This is a genomic window from Ruegeria sp. BHSC037, from assembly GCF_059613045.1.
In genome coordinates, this window is the sequence record NZ_JBXWRT010000001.1 from 191,348 (window position 1) to 209,250 (window position 17,903).

The following is a 17,903-nucleotide window of genomic DNA, read 5'->3' on the forward strand; positions in this document are numbered from 1 at the left end:
AGGGCCGGGTCGTCACGGATCCGCCCCCCGAAGCGATTTCCATAGCGCGACAACGGCCCCCAGCTTGCGCGCGTCGTGAATGGCGGCGGCATTGTCCTGACCGTCACGCAACAGGGCCAGCGCGGCCCCCTTGCCGCCCGATGGGCGCATGACGATCAGTTGCGGATGAGGCAGTTGCCCGCTTGCATCGGCATCCCAGCCGGCCAGGTCCTTTGCGAACCGGTCCAGCAAGCCGGCCGACGGGTGCAGGGGCTGGCCATCCGCGCAAAGGCCGTCATGCCGATGCGTGGATGCCGGGCCGCTTAGAAAGCGTCCCATCGCAAACCGCCCGGAACCTTCGAAAAAGGCGGTTGTAAGCCCTTCGCTTTTAGGGGCCGGGTCTGGGTCGTCCGCGACGGGTTCGGGGGCGGGTGTCTGCAGGACGGTCAGCCTGGGCTCGTCTTCCGGCAATTCGACCGCCGCACAGGCCGTTTTCATCTCGGTGAAGGTGATCCCGACATCGTCGGCCTCGGTCGGGCCGTAGGGTTGAAGGGACACCATCTGAATCGGATCGCCCGCAAGGGCGAGGTCCGACACCAGTCGTGCCAGCTTCCGCACGATGGTTTCACGCGCTTCGGTCGCGAAATCGGGAAGCTCGCCGGTGCTGGTCCGGTAGACATCGGTAATGCGCGAGCTGTTCAGTTCAAGCGCCAGACGCGTTCCGTCAGGGGCGGTGAACTCGGCGCGGCGGGGCAGTACGGTACCCTGGATCGCCTGCAGGATCAGACTGCGCCGCGCGGCCGGTGTTTCCGCCGTCAGGTCGACCGCGGGAGACAGCCGTGGAGTCGCCCTGCGCCCGATGTTTTCGAGCATGTCGATGATCTCTGTCGCCGTCATTGCATCCGTCCTTGATATCCTTGCTAGACCGCCGCCGCCACCGGCCCGAGGCTCAGGTGCGATTTGGTCAGGGCCAGGCCGGTATTGGCGCTGGCGTGACAGATGTAGCAGACCACGTGTTCGGGGTACTCGCGCGTCCGCAGAAAGATGTGCAGCCGATCTTCTGAGAATACGGCGATTTCTCCGAACCCGGGGGTGTCGTTGTCTTGCAGGCCGGCCGATTCGAGCAGGTCCTGGAAGGCCTGTACACCGCGCCCCTGAAACAGGTTGGCAACGGCGATGGCCAGATTGTTCAGAACCTCGGCATCGGCATCATCCGTCGTTGATGCGCCCAGCAACATGCCCGTTTCCATATCGATATATCCGGCTGCGATACAGTCGGGGATAGTCTCCATGGCGCTGGTCAGGGCGGCCTCTATGCTCATCTAACGTCCTGTCAACCTTTCAAAAAACCGATGCGCAACGGGGTCTTCCCGTCGCGCAACCGATACCATTCATCGTCCGGGCGGGAAACGGCTTTTTCCGATCCGCCCGGTTCGCGGGGTCGCGTCACGAGACCTGCCATTCAGCCCTGTCCTTGGGTTCGCTCATCACCGCTGGTGGGCTCTGCTGGCCACTGTGTTCGCGCGCGATCTGGTCGAATTCCTCCAGAAAAGCCTGAAAGACGGCGCGCAACCCAGCGGGATCCGACGGTAGTTCGGTGCCGTCGGAAATCTCGCGCCACATGGCGGACGCGCTCAGCGGCGTTCCGGCCGGGACGTCCAGCAAATGATCAAACGTTCGGGCCGGCTGCGGGTCGTCCGTGGTTCCGCCATTCGTCAGGGCATTCGATTCGGGCTCGGGCTCGTAACAGTCCGGGTCGGCGGCCTGTTGTTCGGACAGCAGGGCGGTGATCGAGGAAACCGAAACCTCGATATCCGCAGGTGCCGAGTCGGAATCTTCGGTCGGGGCGGCATCGGCCGGTGCGTCTGCGCGTAGCTTTTCCGACAGGGTCGTCACCACTTGGTCGGGGTCCTCTCCCGAGTCGTCCTCGTCGGACAAGTCCGACGCTCCGTCGCTCAGATCGAATTCGTCCTCGAGTTCGAACCCCTCAAGGCGGGACGGCTCGAGATGGCGGCCGGTGATGTCCGCACGCGAGTCCTCGGGTTCACGGAACAACGAGCGCAGGTCATCGTCGTCTTCGCCCATGGGCGTCATCTCGGCTCGCATCCGCTCGGCATCCTCGGCGTCGATACGGGCGCGCTCGCCGTCTTCCTTGCGGCGCTCGACCCGGGCGGGCCGGACCGGGAAGGTCGCAATCACGTCGTCCGAGTTGCGAACCGCATCGAATCCGTCCTCGGCTCGCAGCGGGTCGCCCAGTTTCAGCGGAGCCTCGGGGGCGGGCACCTCCGGCGCCGCAGTCGCGGCCGTCCGGGGCTCGCTGGCCGGGGCCAGTGTCCTGTCGATCTGGTAGCGGGTCAGCATTTCGGCGCGCTGATCCATGATCTGCTCGGTGATTTCGAGGAAGCTGTCGATCATCTTGCCGCCGCCGCTGCGGGCCCAAAGCTCGGCATCGCCGGTCTTGTCGCGCGCGATGATGGCGTCCTTGGCCGAAAACAGGACGGTGCGATTGAACAGGTGACCGGCTTCGCGGTTGACGCGGCGCAGCACCTTCTGGCGGTCTTTCTGGGTCAGGGCATCAGCGCGCGTGACCAGCAGCAGCGAGTTGTGCTGCAGGCGTTCAGGCAGCGACACCCAGGTGGCCCGTTCGGTTTCACGCCAGGCCTGGGTTGAATGCGTGCACCACAGAACCCCGTTGGCCTGACCCACGGCACGGCGCCAGACATCGGTGTCGATCTTGGGGTCGGAAATGCCGGGCGTGTCGATCAGATCGACCGCCTCGAGGATGTCGGCCTCGAGAAAGATCCGGATGAACTGCGCGTCATTGACGCCGACCTGGTTCAGTTGATTTAGGCCGATTTCCGTCTTGGTGCCGTCGTGGCCGTGCACATAGGCCGGACGGTTGCCCCAGCTGAACCAGACCGGCGGCAGCTGGGTGGCGGTGACCTGCGTGGGCAAGGTTTGCTTGCGCAGAAGAAAGTTCATCAGCGTCGACTTTCCGGCGCTGAATTCTCCCATCAAGGCAAATACCGGTTTGCGGCGGGACCACTGCTCGATGCGTTCCCATGCCTTCGGAGAGACGAAGCGGATCTGTGTATCTTTGGCCATTTTTCTTACGCTGCTTCGTTGCTGAGGTTCTTGAGGATGTCGCCCAGGATTTCATCGCGGGACTTTTTCGGCTCGATTCCGGACAGCAGGGCGGCGTTGGGGTTGTCGCCCTTGGTCGCGGATGGCGAGATGCTCAGCAGGGTTTCCTTCTGCTCGCGCATGAAATCGGTCAGCGTCGCCCGGACGTTTTCCAGAACCGCAGCGATCTGGGTCTCTTCCAGGTCCTTGGTGATCGAGTTCGCCTCGGACGCAATCAGGCGGGTATAGTCGGCGGCGTAGGCTTCGAACCCCTTGCGCCGTTGCCACCACCTGCGCCACCAGGTGCTTTGAAGATCCAGCGCGATGGTGCGCCCGATGCCCAATGGGGGCGGCACGCGCGGCACGATCGGGGCCTCGATGTTGAATTCGCCCAGGTGGTTGCCCAGAATCTTGTGGTACAGCGCCTCGACATCGGCGGCAGCGGCGGAATAAAGCGCGCCAGCCTCTTTGCGCATCGACCGGGCAAAGCTGAAATAGGCCGCCTTCTGCAGGGTGCGCAGGCCGGCCGGGTCATATTGCCAGGTGCCCTGCTCGCCGTTCTGTTCCAGATGGGCGATCAGCGAGTCCGTGGCGCGTTTGACGAAATTCGCCTCGGCCGAGGCCAGCCGTTCCAGCACCTTGTCGCGCAGTTTCGTAGTCAGCTCGGCGGCCCTCTGTTCGTAGTCCTCGCTCAGCTTGGCGATCGCCTCTTCGGGCGCGACGCCATCCAGGTCGCGCGCCAGCCCGTCACTGTCCGACAGGGATTTGGCCACCGACGTCGCCTGGATCTGGCTGGCGATGTTGCGTGCACGGTGGCGCACCCGGTCAAGCAGGCGGTGGCCCGCGCCTTCGGCGATGCGTTCGTTCATGGCCAGCAGCAGATCGGGCAGTCCCGACAGCGCCCAGATCTTGTCCAGCGAGGCCGCCTGATCGCCGAACCCTGCGGCCAGATAGAACGTGTTCAGCGCCCGGCGCGAATCCTCGGTCAGAATGTCAGGATTGCCGGTCAGGGCGGCCTCGGCCCACAGGGCGCTGCCGAACACGACGCTGGTATTGGTGTCGACGCCGTTCTGTTTCAGCGTGTCCAGAATCCGGTCGCGGATCTCGGGCACCTGGCTGACCGGGTCGGTCAGTTCGTCGATGCGGTTGACGAACAGGATGATCTGGCGGTTCTCGAACTGGGCGATGATCCGCATCAAGGCCATGTCCATCGTCGTCAGAGCCTGGCTGGCCGCCAGCACGACGACGCAGACCTCGGACCCGCGCAGGCTGCGCAGGGTGATCTGCTCGCGTACCATGAAGGTGTCGTTGACGCCCGGCGTGTCGCACAGTTTCAGCGCGATCGGATATTGCGGAATGTCCATGTACAGTTCCGCCGATTTCGTCACGTCGGCAAAGCGACCGGTCTTGGGATTGATGTCGGGATCATCCTCGTCGCCCAGGCAGACATAGCGCTGGACCAGTTCCTCGTCGAAATAGTCGTACTGGTGGCTCTGGCCCAGGATCAGGTCGAAATGCTTGCCCAGCCGCTCTTCGGACTTGGCCTTCATCTGGGCGATCTGACGGCGGATGTCCTCCATCTCGTCATCGGCGCCGGCGCGGTTGGCCAGTTCGCCCAGACGGCCGCCACCCACCATCAGATTGTCCCATTCTTCCTGCTCGAAGAAGGTGAATTTCGATTTGTAGTCACCCGGCGCGCGGGTGTTGATGTTCAGCGTCGTCACCACCGAGGTCCACGGGTTCACGTCCGACGGCAGCAGGTTCGGGCGACCTGCCAGAATGTTCACGATCGAGGATTTCCCGGCCTTGACCTGACCCACGAAGGTGACGCTGGCAGTGAAGTTCTCGAGCCGGGTCCGAAGCGTGGACAGGCGCGCGGTCGAGCGCGCATCGGCCACCTCTGTCAGCTGGTCGATCTGGGTCGTCAGCGCGGACATGGCCTCGGTCATCGGTGCCAATGCCTCGTTTCCTACGGACAGAAGGTGGTCGTTTCGGGCCATTTTCAGCCTCCGGTTCCTGTTGCGGCGACGTCGGGTTGTGGGCGGGCGGCTACCGAGTCGCCGAAATTGTCGATGCGGGCGATGATTTCCAGCGCATTGCCGAGAATCTCCGCCTCGGTGCTGGGCGAGACTGACTTCAGGCTTTCGGCATCGGCCAGAATCTCGATGGACCTGAAGCGGTTCCCGTTCTCCAACCGCGCGACGCGGCGGCCGCTCGGAAACCCGCGCGCGCCTTCTGTGGGAAGCGGCATGCGGGCGTTGGCCAGCAGGTATTCGTCGCCCGCCTGGGTCTGCAGGGCGATGCCGAATCCGGTGTTCGGAAAGCGCCGGTTCAGAGTTCTGAGTTCGCCGGCAAAATTCTGTCGGGCAAGAAAGACGGTGTCTTCCTCGGTGGCGTATGAGCTCATGTGTTTGGTCACGGCTGAGACCCTTGTTCTGGAGTTGCGAGACACACTGGTAAATTGCCGGGCGGCGAAAAGACTCATTAACTCCTTGCTGAACAGAATTACCTTCAAGGCGGTCTTTGTTGGGCGCGATTGCGTTCTTTTAGCGCCTGAAATGTGGCGCAATTGTGGGTAGCCTCTGGTAAGGTGTTGCAACTTAAAGAAGAATTGCGAAATTGGCCGGGACGCCCCGGCACGGCCGAACCGGAAGATGGTCAGACGGTCTGAGCGGGAACGCGCGCAGGGCCCGGTAGTAAGCTAAGGTTCCGAGAAGTCTTCAACTTTTGGATTCACCCGGAAGGCCTTCGTCGCCCCGGCAATGCTCGCCCCGACGTAAACCCAGGCTCGGGCATTTGTTGGGTGGCGAGAGAGCGCCTGACATGCCTTTGTCTTGCGGCACAACGTATGGAGGTTCTTGCGATACGGTCACGATCCCGCGCACGATGGCCAAAATCAGGCCCTGCCTGACGCGCAGGTTTCCCGGTCGCGGGCCAAGCGCGGCGCGATGCGAAAAATTCCCTCTCGCACTTGCCGGGAAGCTTTGTTATCAGCCCAACAGCCCGGCACGGCAGGTGCTGGCATGCGGGTGTGGCGAAATTGGTAGACGCACCAGATTTAGGTTCTGGCGCCGCAAGGCGTGGGGGTTCAAGTCCCTCCACCCGCACCATACTATCCCTTTGAAATCAAAGAAAAGCCTTGCAAACAAGGCCGTGTGACCGTTTGAAGGTCACAACTTTGGTTACGATGGGTGTTCCGATGGCGGGCAAGATTCGTCAACTGGATGCAGAAGCCGGGAATATAGGCCGGCGAGGTGCCTCGCCTTCCGTTATTGCGCATCAAGCTGGATCGGTCGATATCTTGCGCCGCTTTCGGTTGCGGGCCTCAAAGCCGATCACCACGTCCATGAGCTCGGAGGTGATCTCAGCCTGCCGAAGCGTTCGGGTATCCGCCTTCAGCTCTTCGAGCCGATCGCCGATGGATTGTTCGGCCCGGTGCATAGCCGCCAGGCGGGTCGCGTTTTCAGTCACCAAAGCTTCTGCCGAGGCGCGAAATACGCCTGAAAAAATGTGGCTGCGGATCAGGGCGGCAAACAAATCGTCCGGTGGCATGGTGTAGGTCGGCAGGCTGCGGGATTGCCATGGCCGTTTCATCAATTGGTCAATCATCTCAGTGGAAAACGGCATGAAATGCTCGACTATGGGATCTTGCTGCCCATGGTCACTGCGCCGTGTATAGGCCAGTTTCACGGCAAGGCCGTCCGCTTCGCCATGTCGCATGATGTGGTCGAATCGCTCGACGATGGCGCTGGCAAGCCGCCCGATTCCGTCAGTTGAAGCTGGTGTCAGCATGACATCGTCGGCCCGAATGCCCCAGCCATTCAGGGCGTCGTTCATCTGGGCGCCAATGCACAAGATATAAGGTGCGGCTTGAGTATCCCCCCCAAGGGCGAGATGCCTGGCCAGTTCCGCAGCCACCCTTTCGTTGTAGGCACCACACAAACCATGGTCAGATCCGAAAACGACGATGGCCATGTTCGGCTGGGGCGGCGATGTCAGATCCATGCGACCCGTGCGGTGCAACAGGGCAGCGATTCCGTCAAGGACGGTTCGGTGGTAGGCGTCGATGGATTTTGCGGCCTGCTCATAAGGCGCCGAGTTCAAAACCGACAACGTCTTCATGATATGGACGATGCTGCGAATGTTGCTCAGCGTTTCGGTCCTATGAAGCAGGGTTTCAAGAGTCTGCGGCATCCGAAGACCCCTTTGATGTACAGGCTTGCCTGGCCAGATTCAGCAACGCGGCTCGGTCGGCCTCGTTCAGCGGTTGGTCGATGGCGATGCGTTTCGACAGATCGTGCGGCGATTGCCGCAGGAACAGCCTCAGCCGGTCCATCGCGGCAAATGCCTCGGGGTCGGTCAGATGATCGTACACGCCCTCCAGTGCCGCCAAAAGAACTGCAACCTGCTCCAACGCCGAAACCGGGTCGCGTTCGGGTTGTCTGAGGGCCCTGCGGACAGCCGCGCCTCGGGCCAGCCGGGCGCGCGTGGCGTCGTCAAGCCGCGTTCCGAAACGGACGAAATCTTCGAGCTCTTCGAACTGGGACAGCGTGACCCGCAGATTTCCGGCCACGTCGCGAAAGGCGGCAGACTGTGCCTTGCCGCCAACACGGGACACTGAAATACCCAGATCGACGGCCGGAAACTGATTTTTGCGGACCTGGCGTGGCGACAAGTAAATCTGGCCATCGGTGATCGAAATCAGGTTGGTCGGAATGTAGGCCGACAGGTTTTCGGCCTGCGTTTCAACGACCGGCAGAACCGTGATCGACCCGCCCCCCGCGGTGTCGGCAAAGTTGCCTGCGCGTTCCAGCAGACGGGCATGCAAATAGAAAATGTCGCCGGGAAAGGCTTCGCGGCCTGGCGGCCTGCGCAACAAAAGTGAAAGTTCGCGATAGGCGCGGGCATGATGGGTCAGGTCATCCATCACGATCAGCACATCATGCCCTTGCTCCGAGAAATGTTGCGCCATGGTCATGGCGGTGTACGGGGCCACATAAGCAAGTCCGGGAGGATCTTCGTCTCCGGCGGCAATGATGATCGTGTGCGCCATCGAGCCACCATCTTTCAGCGCACCGATGACCTTGGCCACCGCATCCCCGCGTTGTCCAATCGCGCAGTAGACGCAGAGCACCCCGTGTTGTTTCTGGTTCAGGATCGTGTCGATGGCGATCGAGGTCTTGCCGGTCTGGCGATCCCCGATGATAAGTTGCCGCTGCCCCAGGCCAATCGGGACGGCGGCGTCGATCACCTTGAGGCCCGTTGCCAACGGCCGCCGGACCGCCTCGCGGTCAAGAATTGACGGAGCATCCGCTTCGACGGGCAATCTGAAATCGGAATCGACCGGCGGGCCATCGTCCAGCGGGGCACCCAACGCATCCACCACCCGACCCAGAAGCGCGGAACCCACTGGAACCGTCAGCACGCTGCGGGTGCGGCGCACGGCCTCACCGACCGAGACCTTGTCCGAACCACCGAACAGAACCACCCCGAGGCGGTCTGTTTCCAGGTCCAGAACAATTCCCGTTGCGCCCGAGGAGAACTGCAAAAGCTCATTGGCCAGCGCGTGGCTCATACCGCGGACAACGGCAATGCCGTCTCCGACTTCGACGACCTGACCGATCTCGCTAACGACGGGCCGAGGCGATACCGTTTGCAGGGTCGCCACAAGCTGGTCGGCCAGCGAAACGGTCGGCTCGGAAGCCGGGAAAGCCGGGGGCGTCTGGGTCATTGTGCAGCCTTGCCCGCCTGCGTCTGGCGTAGTCCCTCGATCATAATCGTCTCCAGTTCACCTAGATAACTGTCGAGTGTCCATTCGATGCTGGTCGCTCCAACCTTGAGGACCAGCCCGAAGGGCTGGGTGGAGTCGACCTCAAAAATACACTTGGTTTCCGGCGCCAGTTTCTGAAGGTCGTCGGACACTTTCCGTCTCAAACCTTCGGGCAGCGCTGAATGAGTCGTCACGGTGACCGGCCTGTCGTCTGCGATCGTCTTCCGTATCTCGTCGGCCATGGGCTGCAACTTTTTCACCGCGTGTGCCGCAATTCGTTCTTCTAAAGTCTCGTCTGCAAGATCCGACAGCGCCTTTCGCGTCAGATGAACCAGAACCCGGGCACCGGTTTCGCTGAGTTGACGGAGGAACTTTTGCTTCTCGACCGCCAGATGTCTTTCGAAATCACGCCGCTCTTGATCGATCCGATGGCGGGCCTCGGTAATCATGGCGTCGCGTTCGCGGGCGGCCTCGCGCCGCAGGTCTTCCGCCATTCTGGCCTGGCTGTTTTCCAGTTCAGACAACTTGGCATCATAGGCCGAGATCTCCTCCCGGGCATCCTCCATCAAACGATGGGCTTCCGACATTCGATCCGAGATCTCCTTTTCGCGGGCGTCGATGCCATCAAGGATTGGACGATAGAGAAACCGTTTGAGCAACCACAGCAGAACCAGGAAATTGGCGATCTGCGCCGCAACGGTCAGCCAATCGACAGACATGCTCTATTGACCCGATGTCCGAACCAGTTCCAGAGCGGTGTCCCAGAACGGGTTGGCGAAAATCAGGATCATCGCGACGACGAAACAGTAGATCGCGGTGGATTCGATCATGGCCAGACTGACGAAAAGTGTGCGCGACAGGGTGGGGGCGGCATCGGGCTGCTGGGCGATCGCCGCCAGAGCCTGGGCTGCCGCACGGCCTTCGCCTAATGCTGGACCGATGGCGCCGAATGAAACCGTCAGTCCCGCCGTAAAGATCGAAACCGCGGCGATGATTGCTAGGTCGGTCATGTCTGTTCCTTTTCGTTTTGCGTCTCATCGGAATCCGAAATCGCGGCCGAGATGTAGACGGTGGCCAGAATTGCGAAGATGTAGGCTTGGATCAGCCCGGTCAGCAGGCCCAGCAGATCCATCAATACGGGAAAGAAGAACGGCGCCACGCTCAGTAGGATCACGGCGATCACCGCGCCGCTCATGATGTTACCATAGAGGCGGATCGCCAATGACACCCCATGCGAGATCTCTCCGATGATATTGAAGGGCAGCATGATGGGCGATGGCTCGAGATATGTCTTCAGATAGCCACGCAGACCGCGCCTTGAAATTCCGAACATGGGCACGGCGATCAGCACCGACAGCGCCAGCGCCGTGGTCGTGGACAACGAAGCGGTAGGGGCGTCAAAGCCCGGAACGACTTCGAACAGGTTGCACGTGGCAATGAACAGAAACAGGGTGCTGACGAAATAGATCAGGCTGCCGGGCGGGCGCCGGGTGATTTCCTGTATCTGATGCTGAATGCCCTGGATGATCACCTCGAGCGTCGTGCGCCAGCGATTGGGTGGCGTGTCTGGTCGGAGGTTTCGTGTGACCACGACCGACAGGCCCGTCAACAACCCCATGACGATCCACGTGTTGAAGATGGTGGCATTGATCGGGATGCCCCAGACAGTGAAAACAATGATTGAGTCCGGTGTCAGCTCCATCAGGCCGCTCCGTTTGCCGGGCGTGCCAGTGTAATCGCCGTCACTCGTGCAAGCATAAAGGCCAAGGCAAAGCCGGCGAGGGGTGCCGGCCCGGCCTGCGCGGCCAGCCAGCCGAACCCCAGGACCGTCGCGATCCGAAGTGCCGAACTGATCAGCAGCAGGCCGGTGGGTCGCGCCGCACGCAGCGCCAAGCGAACACTCATCGCCAAACCTGCGAAGTACAAGACCCCGACAGCGGCTCCTGATGCGAAGCCAGTCAGAAAACTGACCCAGTTCCAATCGATCATTTCTCACTTCCTTCCTTGTTCACCCAGGCCCATGCGATCATTCCACCTATTGCCACCCCTCCCAGGATCAGCGCCAGGGTCCACGAGAAATCCTGTGGAGCGATCCGATCCAGCCACAACCCCAGCAATGCGCCGCCGACAGTTGGAACCGCGATCGACCAACCGATCATTCCGAAGGTTCCAATCCCGCGCAACGGGCTGGGTCCGGGGTTGTCGCGCGCGGCCTTCATGCGTTCGGCCCGGCGGGAAATCTCTTCGGCGGATCTGTCGGTCTTCTGGGTCATGGCGCGTTCTTTCTGAATTCGGCGAAGCGACGGACCAGATTGGCCTCAAGCCCCGACAACGCCGAGCGCGCGACGCGTTCGTCCTCGTCCATGTGCAGAAACGTTGCCTTGATCGTGGCGCGCAGACTGTCCAGATCGTCCCCTTTCACGCCGCGCCTGATCGCCAGGCTGACATCATGGCCCTTCTTGACCAATACACCCTCGTCGATCCCAAAAAAACACTCAGCGCCTTCAGGGGTTTTCAGGGTCAGAACCGATGGTACCAACGCTGTGACGAAATCGACATGGTTGGGAAGAAGGCCAAAGCTGCCATTGGGCGCGACGGCGGTCAAGGCGGTGGCTTTGCCGTCGAACAGTGTTCGGGTCGGGAGCCTCAGCGTCACATGCATGTCGCGGGCCATCGTCATGCGGCCTGCTCCTTCACTTCGTCCAGCGCACCAATCATGTAGTAGGCGCTTTCCGGCAGATCGAACCGATCCTGGTTCAGGATCGCCTCGCACCCGTCCAGCGTCTGGTCGATCGTCACGCGCCGACCTTGGGTGCCTGTAAATGCATGGGTGGTAAAGAACGGCTGGGTCAGAAACCGCTCCAGTCTGCGGGCGCGGGCGACTGTGGTTCGATCCGCTGCAGACAGTTCCTCAAGTCCCAGCATCGCGATGATGTCGCGCAGTTCCTCGTACTCGGCCAGCGTCCTGCGCACGGCGCGCGCAACATCATAGTGGCGCTGGCCCACGACCGATGCAGACAACATGACCGAGGTTGAGGCCAGCGGATCCACCGCCGGATACAGCCCCTCGCTGGCGCGTTTTCGCGACAGCACGACCGAGGCGGAGAGGTGCGAAAAGATGTGCGCTGCGGCCGGATCGGTAAAGTCGTCGGCGGGCACATAAACCGCCTGAATCGAGGTGATCGCCCCACGTCTGGTCGAGGCGATACGCTCTTGCAGTGCCGCCAGTTCAGTAGCAAGCGTCGGCTGGTAGCCCACGCTGGACGGCATCCGGCCCAGCATGCCCGAAACCTCTGATCCGGCCTGCACGAAACGAAAGATATTGTCGATCAGCAGCAGAACGTCCCTGTGCGCGTCGTCGCGGAAATACTCGGCCATCGTCAAGGCGGTGTTGCCGACAAGAAACCGCACGCCGGGGGCTTCGTTCATCTGGCCGAACAGCATCACGGTTTTGTCCCGCACGCCGGCAGCGCCCATTTCCCGGTAAAGTTCTTCGGCTTCTCGCGAGCGTTCGCCGATTCCGCAGAACAGGCTGACGCCCTCGTGGCTTTGGACCGTGTTGTTGATCAATTCGGTGATAAGTACCGTTTTTCCGACACCGGCACCGCCGAACAGGCCGGTCTTGCCGCCCCGCTCGATCGGGGACAACAGGTCGATCACCTTGATGCCCGTTTCCAGGACTTCGGCCCGAACGGTGCGATCTGCTAGGGCAGGCGGCGGGCGGTGAACGGGTCGGGTCAAGTCGGTCGCCGGTTCCGGCAACCCGTCCAGCGGTCGGCCGAATACATCCAACATTCTACCCAGAACCGCATCCCCCACCGGCACTGTAATCGGTGCGCCGGTTGCGCGCACCGGCATACCCAGCCCCAGCCCGTGAACCGGGGCCAAGGCAATTGTCCGCACCACGCCGCCTTCTGCCAGCGACTCCACTTCGAGCGGGATCCTTCCGGCGTAAAGCAATTCCTTGACGCGGGGTATGGGGTCTGGAAATGCCGCCTCGACCACACCGCCACGGATTGCGACGATTTGGCCGGTGGCACGGTTTTGAAGATCGGCGGATTGGGTCATGGTAGTTCCTTGGAAACGATCCGGGTCCCGGCCCTGCCGGCCAGAAGCGCTAGCGCATCTTCTAGCCGTCCGATCGCGCTGAGATCGCCGGATTGGGCAAAATCCGCGCCGCTGCCAGCTTGGGCCCCATGGAACCGGCGGGGGCATCCAATGCGCGCGCCTCGTCGGGCGTCAGTCTTGGAACCGGCCTGGCCGCGCCGGTTCCGAAATCATGATAGACCGCGTCGACATCCGTCAGCAACAACAATGCGTCCGCCCGCAATTGACGCGCCAGCAGGGCGCTGGCCGCATCCTTGTCGATCACCGCTTCGATTCCGATCAGGCTGCTGTCATCCTTGCGGATGACGAGTATGCCGCCGCCGCCTGCGCAGATCGTGATCACGCCCTGGTCCAACAACAGGTTCAGAACCCGCAAATCTGGAATCTCGACTGGGCGGGGCGAGGGTACGACGCGCCGCCATTTGTCCCCGTCCTGCGCTATGGTTCAACCAGCTGCGCGGGCGCGCGTCTGGGCTTTGGCGCGGTCATAGACTGGGCCGACGAACTTGGTCGGTTTGCGAAACGCCGGATCGTTGCGGTCGACCAGAACCTAGGTCAGAAGGGTCGCCACCGGGTGCACATGGGCCAGCGCGTTTTCCAGCTCCTGTTCGATCATGTAGCCGATCATGCCTTCGGTTTCGGCCCCAAAACGTCCAGAGGGAATGCGCTATCCGGCCCGCTGGCTGCCCCTTGAAGCGCCAGCAACCCAACTTGCGGGCCGTTGCCATGCGTGATCACCAGCCGATGCCCGGCCCCGACGATGTCCGCCAGCGCCTTGGCCGCCCGACGCACGTTGGCGCGCTGAACCTCCGCGGTCAGCGGCTGGCCCCTCCGCAACAACGCGTTCCCGCCCAAGGCCGCGGCTACCAGCATCTTAGGCCCCCAGCGTGGCGACCAGAACGGCCTTGATGGTGTGCAGCCGGTTTTCGGCCTGGTCGAAAACGATCGAGGCCGGGCCTTCGAACACGTCCTCGGTTACTTCCATTGCGTCCAGCCCGCATTTGCTCTGGATTTCTGCACCGACCGAGGATTCGGCATTGTGAAAAGCCGGCAGGCAGTGCACGAAACGCGCTTGCGGATTTCGGGTCTTGGCCATGAGGGCGACGTTCACCTGGTACGGGTGCAGCAGTTTCATACGCTGTGACCAAACCTCATCCGACTCGCCCATGGACACCCATACATCGGTGTAGACGAAATCGACGTCCCGGACGGCCACCGCGTGCTGCTCCGAAAAGCGCGCCGCCGCCGCGCGGGCGGTGGGCGGGGCGTCTGAAACCTTCCGTGCCGATCTGTCCCGCCTCGACGGGGCCGCCGCGCTGGCCGAGGCCGTGCGCGTCCGCCATGACCGGCTGGGTGTGCTGATCAACAATGCTGGTGTCTACAAGACCCCGCAGCCGCTGACGCCCAAGGAGCTGGACGTGCGTTTCGTGGTCAACACGCTGGCGCCCCATCTTCTGACCCGAAGGCTCTTGCCGATCATCCTGGCCGGGGGCCGTGTGGTGAACCTATCATCGGCCGCGCAGGCGCCGGTGGACGTGGGGGCGATGCACGGCAAGCGGCCGCTTTCGGACATGGAGGCCTATGCACAAAGCAAGCTGGTCTTCACCATCTGGTCGCAGGAGATGGCACGGGCGCATCCGCAGCGGCCGTTTTGTCTCCCCGCACCCGGCGGCGGCCAACCCCGACCATGCGGTACAGGTCATGAACGCCATCGCGGCGTTGACCGGCGACGGGGCACAGAACGGCAATCCGACCCGCGGCGCACGAAAGCCAGCCCGTGGAAGCCTGCGAGCGCCGGGGCATCGCCCGAAAAGAAGCGGCCAACGCGTCACGATCCCCGGGTCGCGTGCTTTGGCGACCCCTCTTGGCAGTATCCTGCGGGTGCGCCTGCCGGGCAATGAAAGGAGCGGATATCACCGCCGAAGCCGCGTCGAGCCCAAGATGCATTGCGTGAAACTGATGGGCCAACGCCTCATGGAAAGGGGCTTCGACGGGCAGGTCGCGGACATCCAGGTCCGCGTCGCCGTGCTCAACCGCTACACCGCGCTTGGCACTGCGGTCATACGGGCCATGGTGTAAATCCGTTCGGGGAAAGCGGAAGTCTACCCTTCACCCGGTTTTAGCGACAAAGCGCATACACCTCGGAAAGGCTGCCAAGTTGTCCGAAAAGGTGGGACAACTTCAGACCAAAGGCCGGTCGTTCACCAACAATCCAATTGGATCATCCCGAGGGGCGGTGTTCAGTGTTGACATTCTTGAGGCTCAAGAAACAATTTGCGCTCGCTAACTGGACGGGCGGGGTCACATCACATGTATCTGGGTCTGGATCTGGGGACATCGGGTCTCAGGGGCATTCTTGTGGACGGGGCCGGGCAGGTTGTTGCGGAAGCCGAGGCCGGGGTTGCCACATCCACCCCGAATCCGGGCTGGTCTGAACAAAACCCGCAGGACTGGATCAAGGCCTGCAGGACCGTCATGGGCCGGCTTCGGGACGCCGACGGGCGGTCTTGGGACGCCGTACGAGCGATCGGGTTGAGCGGGCACATGCACGGCGCGACGCTGCTGGACCGGGACGGTGCAGTGCTGCGGCCATGCATCCTGTGGAACGACACACGGTCGGCGCAAGAGGCCAAAGCGCTGGACGAAAGCCCTGGGATGCGCCAGACCACGGGCAATATCGTGTTTCCCGGTTTTACAGCGCCCAAACTCGAATGGGTCCGCACCCATGAACCCGACCTGTTTGCCCGTACGGCCATGGTGTTGCTGCCGAAGGATTATCTGCGGTTCTGGCTGACTGGAGATTATGTCAGTGACCTGTCAGACAGCGCGGGAACGTCCTGGCTGAACGTCGGCGCGCGGGACTGGTCGGACTTGGCGCTCGAGCTGGGCCACATGCGGTCCGACCAGATGCCCCGTCTGGTCGAAGGCACCGAACCCGGCGGCGAACTGCGGCAGGATCTGTGCCGCGAATTCGGGCTGTCTGGCCCGGTCGTCGTCGCCGGAGGTGCAGGCGACAACGCAGCTGCGGCCTGCGGTATCGGCAGCATCGACGAGGGGTCCGGGTTTCTGTCTCTTGGCACTTCGGGTGTGCTTCTGATGGCCCGGAACAGTTATGCACCGGCACCCGAGACGGCGGTTCATTGTTTTTGCCACGCGGTCCCCCGGCGTTGGATACAGATGGGCGTCATTCTTTCTGCGACCAACAGCTTGAACTGGCTGTCACGCAATCTGGGTCAACCGGTCGAGGTGCTGGCCGGGGCGCTGGCTGCTGAGCCTTCTGGGCCGTCACCGGTGACTTTTCTGCCCTATCTCTCTGGCGAGCGGACCCCGCACAATGACAGCGCCATCCGCGGGGCTTTTTTGGGCCTCGACATCGCAACCGGGTCGACGGATCTGGTGCAGGCCGTGATGGAGGGGGTCGGTTTTGCGATGCGCGATTGTCTTGCGGCACTGAGGGCCACGGGCACCGAGCCGGCGCAATTGGTTGCCGTGGGTGGTGGGGCGCGATCCCGCTTTTGGCTGCAGACGATCTCAACCTCGTTGAACGTGCCGCTGGCCCTGCCTAAAGGCAGCGCGTTTGGCGCAGCACTGGGTGCGGCGCGGTTGGCCATGTGCGCTGCCGGGGACGCAACACCCGAAACGGTGATGACACCGCCAAATATCGACGCCGTCATCGAACCGCAGAGCGGTTTGACCGAAGCCTATGACAGCGCCTATCGACGATACAGAACGTATTACAAGGCGCTGGCGCCATTGGCCGGATGATGAACAAAAATCGGAAGGGCTTGGCTGAAATTCCGGTTGTCCACCTGCAGGATGGGAGCATGCGGGTGTCAATGCTGAGCCATGGCGCGATCACGCAGGGGTGGTGGTACAAGGATCAACCGCTGATCCTTGGCTATGACGACCCGTCCCAATATCTGGACGACCCGTTCTATCTGGGCGCGATTGTTGGGCGGGTCGCCAACCGGATTGGCGGGGCAGGCTTCGAGTTGAACGGCACTCGACACGCGCTCAGTGCCAACGAAGGGCGAAACACGCTGCATGGCGGGTCCGACGGGTTGTCGCGACAGTCTTGGCAGGTCGAGCGGCTTTCCCGACGCGAGGCGGTGCTGGTGCATATCTCGCCCGACGGTACCTGTGGGTTTCCGGGGGCCGTTCGGTTCGAGGTGCAGGTCCGGTTGGATTGCCCACGCTTGACGTATTTGATCTCGGCCTGGCCGGACAGGCCGACCCCGATCAGCATCGCGCAGCACAACTACTACACATTGGGGTCCGCCCAAGGCATTTCCGAACACCTCCTGCAACTGGCGTCGCATCGTCACCTGGAGTTGGACGATCAGGGGATTCCACGCGGCAGGATCGTCGAGTCCGCATCGGTCGGGCTGGATTTCTCGTCGTCCCGGCGGATTGGACAGGCCGCCAAGGATCTTGATCATTTCTTCGTGTTCCGCACCAGCGGCATGCTGGATCAGCCGGTTGCCGCGCTTGCGGCTCCGTCGGGTCTGACGATGACGGTTCGGTCCGATCAGCCCGGGGCGCAGGTCTATTCCGCCGCCCATCTGTCCACGCCTTTCGCGCCGTATGCCGGGGTCTGCATTGAGCCTTCGGGCTATCCGAATGCGCCGAATGTCCCGGCATTTCCGGCGATTGTCTGCACGCCTGACCGGCCCTATCGCCAGACGCTGATCCTCGAGATCGCCTAGACCCGGGCGCAGGGCTTGCCGCTACGCACCCGGGCCATGCAGATCTCTGCTGGCCGAAAACGAAGCGGTCGAGACGGGTTGCGTGATCCGATTGACGGGCATGTCCGTATCATTTGAGTGATACGACAGCGGATGAGCAAATGCGGCGCGTCCAGACCAGGTCCGTTGATCCATGCCCCGATCTTGGGCTACGCGGCGCGGTTTGCCGGGCCGCCCAA

At 62.4% G+C, this 17,903-nt stretch carries 19 protein-coding genes, 1 tRNA gene and 2 pseudogenes; 5 read left to right on the top strand and 17 right to left on the bottom strand.

The genetic code is table 11. The features are described from left to right. Positions 1-12 precede the first annotated feature (12 nt). From AC2FMN_RS00850 to AC2FMN_RS00870, 5 genes are all read right to left on the bottom strand, one after another. Positions 13-876 carry a hypothetical protein gene (locus AC2FMN_RS00850; RefSeq protein WP_496685424.1) on the bottom strand — a complete coding sequence of 288 codons (864 nt, stop codon included), beginning with the start codon at positions 874-876 and terminating at the stop codon, positions 13-15. Positions 877-899: 23 nt separating this feature from the next. After that, complete coding sequence (locus tag AC2FMN_RS00855) at positions 900-1,301, bottom strand: hypothetical protein (protein WP_496684595.1); 402 nt, start codon at positions 1,299-1,301, stop codon at positions 900-902. Positions 1,302-1,425: 124 nt separating this feature from the next. Further along, on the bottom strand, positions 1,426-3,084 hold the full coding sequence (locus AC2FMN_RS00860; protein WP_496685427.1) for a dynamin family protein: 1,659 nt from the start codon (positions 3,082-3,084) through the stop codon (positions 1,426-1,428). 5 nt (positions 3,085-3,089) lie between these two features. After that, the gene (locus AC2FMN_RS00865) at positions 3,090-5,102 is read right to left on the bottom strand and encodes a dynamin family protein (protein ID WP_496685429.1); all 2,013 of its coding nucleotides are present in this window, start codon (positions 5,100-5,102) and stop codon (positions 3,090-3,092) included. Between the two features lie 2 nt (positions 5,103-5,104). Then, complete coding sequence (locus AC2FMN_RS00870; RefSeq protein WP_496685431.1) at positions 5,105-5,521, bottom strand: hypothetical protein; 417 nt, start codon at positions 5,519-5,521, stop codon at positions 5,105-5,107. Positions 5,522-6,127: 606 nt separating this feature from the next. On the opposite strand from AC2FMN_RS00870, the gene AC2FMN_RS00875 reads away from it, so the two are divergent. Beyond that, a tRNA-Leu gene (locus AC2FMN_RS00875) sits at positions 6,128-6,212 on the top strand. Between the two features lie 169 nt (positions 6,213-6,381). On the opposite strand, the gene AC2FMN_RS00880 is transcribed toward AC2FMN_RS00875, so the two are convergent. The 12 genes from AC2FMN_RS00880 to AC2FMN_RS00935 all read right to left on the bottom strand — a co-directional run bounded on the left by AC2FMN_RS00880 (position 6,382) and on the right by AC2FMN_RS00935 (position 14,195). After that, positions 6,382-7,296, bottom strand: coding sequence for a F0F1 ATP synthase subunit gamma (locus tag AC2FMN_RS00880; protein WP_496685433.1), 915 nt, complete (start codon positions 7,294-7,296; stop codon positions 6,382-6,384). After that, entirely contained in the window at positions 7,280-8,833 is a 1,554-nt protein-coding gene (locus tag AC2FMN_RS00885) for a F0F1 ATP synthase subunit alpha (RefSeq protein ID WP_496685434.1), read from the bottom strand. Before AC2FMN_RS00885 ends, AC2FMN_RS00880 begins: the two co-directional genes overlap by 17 nt. Continuing rightward, on the bottom strand, positions 8,830-9,591 hold the full coding sequence (locus tag AC2FMN_RS00890; protein WP_496685436.1) for a F0F1 ATP synthase subunit B family protein: 762 nt from the start codon (positions 9,589-9,591) through the stop codon (positions 8,830-8,832). Before AC2FMN_RS00890 ends, AC2FMN_RS00885 begins: the two co-directional genes overlap by 4 nt. A 3-nt stretch (positions 9,592-9,594) precedes the next feature. Then, complete coding sequence (locus tag AC2FMN_RS00895) at positions 9,595-9,882, bottom strand: F0F1 ATP synthase subunit C (protein ID WP_490362510.1); 288 nt, start codon at positions 9,880-9,882, stop codon at positions 9,595-9,597. Then, complete coding sequence (locus tag AC2FMN_RS00900; RefSeq protein ID WP_496682703.1) at positions 9,879-10,574, bottom strand: F0F1 ATP synthase subunit A; 696 nt, start codon at positions 10,572-10,574, stop codon at positions 9,879-9,881. Before AC2FMN_RS00900 ends, AC2FMN_RS00895 begins: the two co-directional genes overlap by 4 nt. After that, on the bottom strand, positions 10,574-10,861 hold the full coding sequence (locus AC2FMN_RS00905) for an N-ATPase subunit AtpR (protein ID WP_496685437.1): 288 nt from the start codon (positions 10,859-10,861) through the stop codon (positions 10,574-10,576). Before AC2FMN_RS00905 ends, AC2FMN_RS00900 begins: the two co-directional genes overlap by 1 nt. Beyond that, the gene (locus tag AC2FMN_RS00910) at positions 10,858-11,145 is read right to left on the bottom strand and encodes an AtpZ/AtpI family protein (protein WP_496682697.1); all 288 of its coding nucleotides are present in this window, start codon (positions 11,143-11,145) and stop codon (positions 10,858-10,860) included. The genes AC2FMN_RS00905 and AC2FMN_RS00910 overlap by 4 nt, the downstream gene beginning before the upstream one ends. Next, positions 11,142-11,552: an ATPase gene (locus AC2FMN_RS00915; protein ID WP_496685439.1), complete on the bottom strand. Its 411-nt coding sequence runs from the start codon at positions 11,550-11,552 to the stop codon at positions 11,142-11,144. Before AC2FMN_RS00915 ends, AC2FMN_RS00910 begins: the two co-directional genes overlap by 4 nt. Then, the gene (gene atpD, locus AC2FMN_RS00920) at positions 11,549-12,940 is read right to left on the bottom strand and encodes a F0F1 ATP synthase subunit beta (protein WP_496682692.1); all 1,392 of its coding nucleotides are present in this window, start codon (positions 12,938-12,940) and stop codon (positions 11,549-11,551) included. Before atpD ends, AC2FMN_RS00915 begins: the two co-directional genes overlap by 4 nt. A gap of 61 nt (positions 12,941-13,001) precedes the next feature. Beyond that, the gene (locus AC2FMN_RS00925) at positions 13,002-13,355 is read right to left on the bottom strand and encodes an amino acid kinase family protein (RefSeq protein ID WP_496685441.1); all 354 of its coding nucleotides are present in this window, start codon (positions 13,353-13,355) and stop codon (positions 13,002-13,004) included. Positions 13,356-13,603: 248 nt separating this feature from the next. Beyond that, complete coding sequence (locus tag AC2FMN_RS00930) at positions 13,604-13,852, bottom strand: amino acid kinase family protein (RefSeq protein WP_496685443.1); 249 nt, start codon at positions 13,850-13,852, stop codon at positions 13,604-13,606. 1 nt (position 13,853) lies between these two features. Then, entirely contained in the window at positions 13,854-14,195 is a 342-nt protein-coding gene (locus AC2FMN_RS00935; RefSeq protein ID WP_496685445.1) for a hypothetical protein, read from the bottom strand. Between the two features lie 40 nt (positions 14,196-14,235). Between AC2FMN_RS00935 and AC2FMN_RS00940 the strand changes: the two are divergent. The 4 genes and pseudogenes from AC2FMN_RS00940 to AC2FMN_RS00955 all read left to right on the top strand — a co-directional run. Then, a pseudogene (locus tag AC2FMN_RS00940) lies at positions 14,236-14,556 on the top strand (SDR family NAD(P)-dependent oxidoreductase); the annotation flags it as partial. Between the two features lie 177 nt (positions 14,557-14,733). After that, a pseudogene (locus tag AC2FMN_RS00945) lies at positions 14,734-15,058 on the top strand (hypothetical protein); the annotation flags it as partial. A 231-nt stretch (positions 15,059-15,289) separates the two neighbouring features. After that, positions 15,290-16,744 carry a xylulokinase gene (xylB, locus tag AC2FMN_RS00950; protein WP_496685446.1) on the top strand — a complete coding sequence of 485 codons (1,455 nt, stop codon included), beginning with the start codon at positions 15,290-15,292 and terminating at the stop codon, positions 16,742-16,744. After that, on the top strand, positions 16,744-17,685 hold the full coding sequence (locus AC2FMN_RS00955) for an aldose epimerase family protein (protein WP_496685448.1): 942 nt from the start codon (positions 16,744-16,746) through the stop codon (positions 17,683-17,685). The genes xylB and AC2FMN_RS00955 overlap by 1 nt, the downstream gene beginning before the upstream one ends. Positions 17,686-17,903 lie beyond the last annotated feature (218 nt).

Bases quoted from the DNA above. Each gene is read 5' to 3' on its own strand.
- AC2FMN_RS00850 (WP_496685424.1), bottom strand. From the start codon at position 876: ATGACGGCGACAGAGATCATCGACATGCTCGAAAACATCGGGCGCAGG.
- AC2FMN_RS00855 (WP_496684595.1), bottom strand. From the start codon at position 1,301: ATGAGCATAGAGGCCGCCCTGACCAGCGCCATGGAGACTATCCCCGAC.
- AC2FMN_RS00880 (WP_496685433.1), bottom strand. From the start codon at position 7,296: ATGCCGCAGACTCTTGAAACCCTGCTTCATAGGACCGAAACGCTGAGC.
- AC2FMN_RS00955 (WP_496685448.1), top strand. From the start codon at position 16,744: ATGAACAAAAATCGGAAGGGCTTGGCTGAAATTCCGGTTGTCCACCTG.
- AC2FMN_RS00890 (WP_496685436.1), bottom strand. From the start codon at position 9,591: ATGTCTGTCGATTGGCTGACCGTTGCGGCGCAGATCGCCAATTTCCTG.
- AC2FMN_RS00915 (WP_496685439.1), bottom strand. From the start codon at position 11,552: ATGACGATGGCCCGCGACATGCATGTGACGCTGAGGCTCCCGACCCGA.
- atpD (WP_496682692.1), bottom strand. From the start codon at position 12,940: ATGACCCAATCCGCCGATCTTCAAAACCGTGCCACCGGCCAAATCGTC.
- AC2FMN_RS00895 (WP_490362510.1), bottom strand. From the start codon at position 9,882: ATGACCGACCTAGCAATCATCGCCGCGGTTTCGATCTTTACGGCGGGA.
- AC2FMN_RS00860 (WP_496685427.1), bottom strand. From the start codon at position 3,084: ATGGCCAAAGATACACAGATCCGCTTCGTCTCTCCGAAGGCATGGGAA.
- AC2FMN_RS00905 (WP_496685437.1), bottom strand. From the start codon at position 10,861: ATGATCGATTGGAACTGGGTCAGTTTTCTGACTGGCTTCGCATCAGGA.
- AC2FMN_RS00900 (WP_496682703.1), bottom strand. From the start codon at position 10,574: ATGGAGCTGACACCGGACTCAATCATTGTTTTCACTGTCTGGGGCATC.
- AC2FMN_RS00930 (WP_496685443.1), bottom strand. From the start codon at position 13,852: ATGCTGGTAGCCGCGGCCTTGGGCGGGAACGCGTTGTTGCGGAGGGGC.
- xylB (WP_496685446.1), top strand. From the start codon at position 15,290: ATGTATCTGGGTCTGGATCTGGGGACATCGGGTCTCAGGGGCATTCTT.
- AC2FMN_RS00885 (WP_496685434.1), bottom strand. From the start codon at position 8,833: ATGACCCAGACGCCCCCGGCTTTCCCGGCTTCCGAGCCGACCGTTTCG.
- AC2FMN_RS00910 (WP_496682697.1), bottom strand. From the start codon at position 11,145: ATGACCCAGAAGACCGACAGATCCGCCGAAGAGATTTCCCGCCGGGCC.
- AC2FMN_RS00865 (WP_496685429.1), bottom strand. From the start codon at position 5,102: ATGGCCCGAAACGACCACCTTCTGTCCGTAGGAAACGAGGCATTGGCA.